Source organism: Evansella clarkii (genome assembly GCF_002019695.1).
In the GTDB taxonomy this organism is placed as follows: Bacteria; Bacillota; Bacilli; order Bacillales; family Salisediminibacteriaceae; genus Evansella; species Evansella clarkii.
In genome coordinates, this window is the sequence record NZ_KV917376.1 from 1,068,967 (window position 1) to 1,077,135 (window position 8,169).

The 8,169-nt window shown below is 48.2% G+C and carries 4 protein-coding genes, 2 tRNA genes, 2 rRNA genes and 1 other annotated feature (1 of these 9 only partly in view); all 8 genes read right to left on the reverse strand.

What is annotated here, in order from left to right; translation table 11 throughout:
• Positions 1-17: 17 nt before the first annotated feature.
• Positions 18-347, reverse strand: coding sequence for a cyclic-di-AMP receptor (locus tag BK582_RS05075; RefSeq protein ID WP_078593275.1), 330 nt, complete (start codon positions 345-347; stop codon positions 18-20).
• 100 nt (positions 348-447) lie between these two features.
• Positions 448-1,089 (reverse strand): dTMP kinase, encoded by a 642-nt coding sequence (gene tmk, locus BK582_RS05080; protein WP_078593276.1) that lies wholly within the window; start codon positions 1,087-1,089, stop codon positions 448-450.
• Positions 1,086-2,552 (reverse strand): aminotransferase class I/II-fold pyridoxal phosphate-dependent enzyme, encoded by a 1,467-nt coding sequence (locus tag BK582_RS05085; RefSeq protein ID WP_078593277.1) that lies wholly within the window; start codon positions 2,550-2,552, stop codon positions 1,086-1,088. Before BK582_RS05085 ends, tmk begins: the two co-directional genes overlap by 4 nt.
• Before the next feature lie 140 nt (positions 2,553-2,692).
• Positions 2,693-2,920: a sigma factor G inhibitor Gin gene (locus tag BK582_RS05090; protein ID WP_078593278.1), complete on the reverse strand. Its 228-nt coding sequence runs from the start codon at positions 2,918-2,920 to the stop codon at positions 2,693-2,695.
• Between the two features lie 1,092 nt (positions 2,921-4,012).
• Positions 4,013-4,129 (reverse strand): 5S ribosomal RNA (gene rrf / locus BK582_RS05095).
• 202 nt (positions 4,130-4,331) lie between these two features.
• A 23S ribosomal RNA gene (locus BK582_RS05100) occupies positions 4,332-7,266 on the reverse strand.
• Positions 7,267-7,445: 179 nt separating this feature from the next.
• Positions 7,446-7,521, reverse strand: a tRNA-Ala gene (locus BK582_RS05105).
• A 25-nt stretch (positions 7,522-7,546) separates the two neighbouring features.
• Positions 7,547-7,623 (reverse strand) — tRNA-Ile (locus BK582_RS05110).
• Positions 7,624-7,764: 141 nt separating this feature from the next.
• Positions 7,765-8,169 (reverse strand) — a sequence feature (mutual gap in cmsearch alignment for this rRNA model is longer than 100) (it continues 350 nt past the right edge of the window).

Below are 8,169 nucleotides of genomic sequence, written 5' to 3' on the forward strand. Positions count from 1 at the left end.
TCTTCAGCCTCTAATACTTAAAACTTTTCAAATTGCTCTACAGGAAGAACAAATACAGTCGCTCCTCCTACCTGAACTTCTACTGGATACGGCACATAGGAATCCGCGTTGCCTCCCATTGGAGAGATTGGTGCTACGAGCTGTTCTCTGGATTTACAGTTATCCTTAATTATCGTCAGGACTTTTTCCACGTTTTTATCCTCTGTCCCAATCATAAACGTAGTGTTGCCTGCCTTCAAAAAGCCTCCTGTGCTCGCAAGCTTCGTTGCACGAAAGTCATTTTCCACTAGTGCATCGGACAACCTGTTGCTGTCTTTATCCTGAACAACTGCCATAATTAATTTCATGACCCTTCCTCCTCAATTCCCCAACTGTGTTGGAAGCTTTTATACTTTATATTTTATTACATTATGTGCATTTTGAATAACTATTGTTTCTCCTTTTAAATTAACGTTTTTCCTGTTTTTGCAGTATACTCTCTATTTTATCGCCAGCTTCTTTGACTACAGCATCAAGCGGCCGGGATGCATCTAACAGATGAATTCTTTCCGGTTCCCTTGCTGCAAGCTTCCTGTATGCCTCTCGTACCATTTCATGAAAACTTATTGTTTCCTGGTCAAGCCGGTTGACTTCCCTTCCCTGGTGGGAATGAATTCTCGCCAGCCCGGTTTCAGGCTCAATATCGAAATATAAAGTCATCTCCGGCATTAACCCTTCGGTTGCGAATAAGTTGATGTTCAGCACCTCTTCAATGCCTATCTCCCTTGCTTCCCCTTGATAAACAAGGCTGCTGTCGATAAATCTGTCGCAAAGTATTACATAACCATCCTCTAAGTATGGAACTATTTTTTCAATGAGATGCTGCCTCCTGGCTGCTGCATAAAGAAGCGCTTCCGTTCGGGCATCCATTTCCGTATGCTCAGGGTTTAAAATGATCTCTCTGATTTTCTCGGCAATTACACTTCCTCCAGGTTCTCTGGTAGCAATCACCTTCAGGCCTCTTTCTTCCAGCTGCTCTTTTACTATTTGGAGGACTGTTGTTTTTCCAGCCCCTTCACCGCCCTCAAATGTTATAAATAAACCGTTCACATGCCATTCTCCTCATCTGTCTGCTTATTAAGTATCTTTATCCCTTTGGATATCCATTCTTCCCCTGTTTGAAAATAGGTATTATTTTTCCCCAGCCATTCTAATTTCCTGCATTGTTCCTCAGATATTCTTTCTCCTCTTATTAATAACGGAACACCGGGTGGATATGGGGTTATCGTTTCTCCTGCTATATTACCTGCAGAACTTCTCACTGGAACGAAACTACAGGGAAGCCTGTCTGCTTCTTTAGGTGTACAGAAAGGTTCAGATATATCCTCTTTCATCCTGTACTCATTAAATAATTCCGTTCCCGGGCCCCCGTTTCCCTCCAGACTTGTTTTAATCAACCTGCTCCACTGTTTAAAGGGTAACTCATCTGTCGTTAAAGGCAAAGTTAATAAAAGGTGCCTGGGTGAAACAAGCTCAGGGTATGCTCCGTTAATTTCCATCCTCTGTCTCCACTTTTCCGGCAACTGAGCGTTGTCTGCAATAAACGCCAGTTTCAAAGGATCCTGCAGGTAGTTATTTATTCTCAGAGGAGCTCTTGACCATCCATCCCCCTCGGTAAATTCCTTTTTAAACGCCACTAATTGATCCGTCAAATTATTGAGGTTTGCGTCTTTCATTTCCGCCAAATATGCCCTGGCTAAATCAAGGGACGCCATCAGAGGATATGAGGGGCTGCTGGACTGCAGCATTTTTAAATAGTAACGCAGCCTGTTCACATCAATTCTTGTGTCATCCCTTACATGTAAAAAAGCAGTCATGGTCATTGCCGGAAGCATTTTATGGGCTGACTGTACAACAAGATCTGCCCCCGACGCAAGGGCAGATTGTGGCCATCCCTCATGGTTAAAAAGCAAATGAGCCCCATGTGCCTCATCAGCCATTACAATCATTCCGGCTTCATGCGCCATCCTTATATGATCATTCAGGGGCTGGACGTAGCCCTCATAAGTAGGCGTAGTTAAAAAAACCGCCTTTGCCTCCGGATACTTCTTTATTGCTTTTCTGAGCGTTTCTTTATTTATTCCCAGTGACAGGCCCGTGTTTTCATCTGTCTCCGGCTGGAGATAGACCGGCCTTGCTCCTGAAAGTTCCACGGCATGGAAAACAGACTGATGGCAGTTTCTTTGCAAGAGAACTGTGTCTCCCTCTTGCAGCTGGCTCATAGTCATCGCAAGATTGCCTGCAGTAGAGCCACCTACCAGGAAAAAACTATGTTTTACATTATAAAGATCAGCCGTAAGCTGCCGGGCCTCCTTGATAACACCTTCTGCCTGATGGAGATCATCCAGTCCGCTTATCTCCGTCTGGTCAAGTTTCAGTATCTCGTTATACCATTGGGAAGCTTTACCTGGAAATACTGTTCCGTTTTTATGCCCTGGTACATGAAAGGACACTGGATCTCGTTTTATATGAGTTACGAGCTGATTAAACAGCGGTGTATGTTTCTGGTTCATTGTTATTCCTCTCTCTTACAGCACTATCCTTATTATACAGAACATCCGTCCCTGTGTTTACCTTATAAGCAGGAATTCTCATTTTCATAATTACACTTTTACTTATACTTACCAATGAAATAAAAAACAAGGTCCATTAATTAATGAACCTTGTTTTCCTTTATCTCCAATAAAGTATTCCTGACTTTCTTAAGCCTCTCGAGATAATACTTATATCCCCGATCATCAGCTTCCGTATTTACAATGTCCTCTTCACAGCTTCTGCAAATAAAATAATTTAACAAATAAATTCCTTTTTCCTTTTCCTGCTCACAAATCAAGCACTCTTGTAAACTCTCTTGCTCTTTTACAGGCAATATACCCTTCATGATTTCTCCACCTCCATCACCAGTATGGCCGGGAAAAAACAAAGTTATTCTTCAATTCTGTGAAAATGATTATTTTACTATATGAGCGTTGTTTCGTCCTTGTTCCTGTTTATCTATGATTACCATGAGCAATCTGCTTAACCATATAGCTGATTGCTGCCGGTACGCTGGAGACTTAGTGTTGTTTTTCATTTCTTACGGGTTCAGCGGTACCAACTTGATTTGGGCGCTTTTTCTCCCGTTTTCTCACTCATACTCCTTTCCGTAACCTGGCACCGGCAGACCGGGTTCACTGGGACCGGGTTCATAAGTGCCACGTTGAGTTGGAACCTCCTTTTCCTCCCGGCTTAACCCAACAATACAGCACGCCGTTTTACCTGCCTCTGGACTTATTGCGCCTAACAGAGGATTTATCACGCGTAACTTATACTTTATCGCGCCGAATTATCACGTATACGCGCCAAAGTCTCTTTTTATCGCGCCAACTTCATAAATCTGTTGCTTTTGCGATGAAAAGAACACAAAAAAAAGACACCCTCAAAAGAGAATGTCTTTTATCTGCCCAGCGGCGTCCTACTCTCACAGGGGCGAGCCCCAACTACCATCGGCTTACTCGATTCCCGATGAACGGCGAATCTCTTCGTCAGCTGCACTCCTTCGATTCTCATGGGCAGAGCCCACTCCGAGTCTCTTTCGCTTGCTTCCTCGACCTTCTTGTTCCTCTGGCCTCTCGTACTTCCTTAACTAATTATAGATAAAACCACATCCACCTTATGGGGGAAGAACACAAAAAAAGACACCCTCAAAAGAGAATGTCTTTTTATCTGCCCAGCGGCGTCCTACTCTCACAGGGGCGAGCCCCAACTACCATCGGCTTACTCGATTCCCGATGAACGGCGAATCTCTTCGTCAGCTGCACTCCTTCGATTCTCATGGGCAGAGCCCACTCCGAGTCTCTTTCGCTTGCTTCCTCGACCTTCTTGTTCCTCTGGCCTCTCGTACTTCCTTAACTAATTATAGATAAAACCACATCCACCTTATGGGGGAAGAACACAAAAAAAGACACCCTCAAAAGAGAATGTCTTTTTATCTGCCCAGCGGCGTCCTACTCTCACAGGGGGAGAGCCCCCAACTACCATCGGCGCTGAAGAGCTTAACTTCCGTGTTCGGCATGGGAACGGGTGTGGCCTCTTCGCTATCGTCACTGGACTATAAAATTGAAAGGTGTCTAGCTTCAGCGCCTACTCGCTCGAGGTCACTTCGGTCCGTCAATCGAAGCTTAAATGCTTGCTTCTTCTTGCCGGCCCTCCAGTGCTTGTCGCTCGTATTCGAGGCGCTTACGCTTTTTGTGTTGCCCTCTCAAAACTGGATAACTTTTTTCTGATTGGTGATCTTGCTTAGTAAGACTTAATTGGTTAAGTCCTCGATCGATTAGTATCTCTCAGCTTCACATGTCGCCATGCGTCCACACGAGACCTATCTACCTCATCTTCTCTGAGGGATCTTACTCACATAAAGTGATGGGAAATCTCATCTTGAGGGGGGCTTCATGCTTAGATGCTTTCAGCACTTATCCCTTCCACACGTAGCTACCCAGCGATGCTCCTGGCGGAACAACTGGTACACCAGCGGTGTGTCCATCCCGGTCCTCTCGTACTAAGGACAGCTCCTCTCAAATTTCCTGCGCCCGCGACGGATAGGGACCGAACTGTCTCACGACGTTCTGAACCCAGCTCGCGTACCGCTTTAATGGGCGAACAGCCCAACCCTTGGGACCTACTTCAGCCCCAGGATGCGATGAGCCGACATCGAGGTGCCAAACCTCCCCGTCGATGTGGACTCTTGGGGGAGATTAGCCTGTTATCCCCAGGGTAGCTTTTATCCGTTGAGCGACGGCCCTTCCATACGGTGCCGCCGGATCACTAAGCCCGACTTTCGTCCCTGCTCGACCTGTATGTCTCGCAGTCAAGCTCCCTTATGCCTTTGCACTCTGCGAATGATTTCCAACCATTCTGAGGGAACCTTTGGGCGCCTCCGTTACCTTTTAGGAGGCGACCGCCCCAGTCAAACTGCCCGCCTGACACTGTCCCTGAACCGGATCACGGTCCGAGGTTAGAATTTCAGTACAGCCAGGGTAGTATCCCACCAATGCCTCCACCGAAGCTGGCGCTCCGGTTTCCAAGGCTCCTACCTATCCTGTACAAGCTGTACCAAAATCCAATATCAAGCTGCAGTAAAGCTCCATGGGGTCTTTCCGTCCTGTCGCGGGTAACCTGCATCTTCACAGGTAATATAATTTCACCGGGTCTCTCGTTGAGACAGTGCCCAAATCGTTGCACCTTTCGTGCGGGTCGGAACTTACCCGACAAGGAATTTCGCTACCTTAGGACCGTTATAGTTACGGCCGCCGTTTACTGGGGCTTCAATTCAGAGCTTCTCCCTTACGGGATAACCCCTCCTCTTAACCTTCCAGCACCGGGCAGGTGTCAGCCCCTATACGTCGCCTTGCGGCTTGGCAGAGACCTGTGTTTTTGATAAACAGTCGTTTGGGCCTATTCACTGCGGCTCTCTCGGGCTTGCACCCTATCAGAGCACCCCTTCTCCCGAAGTTACGGGGTCATTTTGCCGAGTTCCTTAACGAGAGTTCTCCCGCGCGTCTTAGAATTCTCTTCCCGCCTACCTGTGTCGGTTTGCGGTACGGGCACCAGTCACCTCGCTAGAGGCTTTTCTAGGCAGTGTAGGTACAGGAACTTCGGTACTTAAATTTCCCTCGCCATCACAGCTCAGCCTTATGGCAAACGGATTTGCCTGTTTGCCAGCCTAACTGCTTGGACGCGCATATCCATCAGCGCGATTCCCTGCCTTCCTGCGTCCCCCCATTGCTCAAATGGTGACGTGGTGGTACAGGAATTTCCACCTGTTTTCCATCGCCTACGCCTTTCGGCCTCGGCTTAGGTCCCGACTAACCCTGAGCGGACGAGCCTTCCTCAGGAAACCTTAGGCTTTCGACGGAGGGGATTCTCACCCCTCTTTTCGCTACTCATACCGGCATTCTCACTTCCAAACGCTCCACATGTCCTTCCGGTCATGCTTCACAGCCCTTGGAACGCTCCCCTACCACTGTCCGTAAGGACAATCCATAGCTTCGGTGATACGTTTAGCCCCGGTACATTTTCGGCGCAGAGTCACTCGACCAGTGAGCTATTACGCACTCTTTCAATGGTGGCTGCTTCTAAGCCAACATCCTGGTTGTCTAAGCAACTCCACATCCTTCTCCACTTAACGTATACTTGGGGACCTTAGCTGATGGTCTGGGCTGTTTCCCTCTTGACTACGGATCTTAGCACTCGCAGTCTGACTCCCGAGGATAAGTGATTGGCATTCGGAGTTTGACTGAATTCGGTAATCCTGTGGGGACCCCTAGTCCAATCAGTGCTCTACCTCCAACACTCTTCCCTCGAGGCTAGCCCTAAAGCTATTTCGGGGAGAACCAGCTATCTCCGTGTTCGATTGGCATTTCACCCCTACCCACACCTCATCCCCGCACTTTTCAACGTGCGTGGGTTCGGGCCTCCATCCAGTGTTACCTGGACTTCACCCTGGACATGGGTAGATCACACGGTTTCGGGTCTACAACAACGTACTATAGCGCCCTGTTCAGACTCGCTTTCGCTGCGGCTCCGTCTCTTCAACTTAACCTCGCACGTTATCGTAACTCGCCGGTTCATTCTACAAAAGGCACGCTGTCACCCATGAACGGGCTCCAACTACTTGTAGGCACACGGTTTCAGGATCTCTTTCACTCCCCTCCCGGGGTGCTTTTCACCTTTCCCTCACGGTACTGGTTCACTATCGGTCACTAGGGAGTATTTAGCCTTGGGAGATGGTCCTCCCGGATTCCGACGGGGTTTCACGTGTCCCGCCGTACTCAGGATACACTCCGGAGGAAACAACGTTTCGGCTACAGGGCTGTTACCTTGTCCCGCGGACCTTTCCAGGTCGCTTCACCTACGCTGTTTCTTTGTAACTCCGTATGGAGTGTCCTACAACCCCAGAAGGCAAGCCTTCTGGTTTGGGCTGATTCCGTTTCGCTCGCCGCTACTCAGGAAATCGCATTTGCTTTCTCTTCCTCTGGGTACTAAGATGTTTCAGTTCCCCAGGTCTGCCTTCTCATACCCTATGTATTCAGGTATGGATACTGCCTCATTACAGGCAGTGGGTTCCCCCATTCGGAAATCTCCGGATCAAAGCTTACTTACAGCTCCCCGAAGCATATCGGTGTTCGTCCCGTCCTTCGTCGGCTCCTAGTGCCAAGGCATTCACCGTGCGCCCTTTCTAACTTAACCATGTTAAAAAATGGCGTCTACATTTAGCCTTATCTAAGACACTCGGTTGTACTCGTTAAAAGTTTGCACTTTTAATTAAAACAACCGGTGATCATCAATCAGTTAATCGTTATCCAGTTTTCAAAGGGCACATGACAAAGAACCTTATATTAGATTCTTTAATATAATGAAATTTCCAATGGTGGAGCCTAGCGGGATCGAACCGCTGACCTCCTGCGTGCAAGGCAGGCGCTCTCCCAGCTGAGCTAAGGCCCCCTGAATCCATTTATATTTCATTATATGGTGGGCCTGAGTGGACTCGAACCACCGACCTCACGCTTATCAGGCGTGCGCTCTAACCAGCTGAGCTACAGGCCCCTAAAGGGTATCAAATAAGGTTTTTCTTGCGAGTATATCGCAGCGGAAAAATATTTATTTACAGAAGGTGTGACCCTTCAAAACTAAACAAAAAGTACCAAGCGAAGCTTTAAAAAGGTATGAGCCTTTTAAGCTCCTTAGAAAGGAGGTGATCCATCCCCACCTTCCGGTAGGGATACCTTGTTACGACTTCACCCCAATCACCTGTCCCACCTTCGGCGGCTGGCTCCAAAAGGTTACCTCACCGACTTCGGGTGTTACAAGCTCTCGTGGTGTGACGGGCGGTGTGTACAAGGCCCGGGAACGTATTCACCGCGGCATGCTGATCCGCGATTACTAGCAATTCCGGCTTCATGCAGGCGAGTTGCAGCCTGCAATCCGAACTGAGAGTGGCTTTATGGGATTCGCTCGGCCTCGCGGCTTTGCTGCCCTTTGTACCACCCATTGTAGCACGTGTGTAGCCCAGGTCATAAGGGGCATGATGATTTGACGTCATCCCCACCTTCCTCCGGTTTGTCACCGGCAGTCACCTTAGAGTGCCCAACT

Coding starts and splice junctions, on each gene's coding strand:
- BK582_RS05090 (WP_078593278.1), bottom strand. CDS start 2,920: ATGAAGGGTATATTGCCTGTAAAAGAGCAAGAGAGTTTACAAGAGTGC.
- BK582_RS05085 (WP_078593277.1), bottom strand. CDS start 2,552: ATGAACCAGAAACATACACCGCTGTTTAATCAGCTCGTAACTCATATA.
- BK582_RS05075 (WP_078593275.1), bottom strand. CDS start 347: ATGAAATTAATTATGGCAGTTGTTCAGGATAAAGACAGCAACAGGTTG.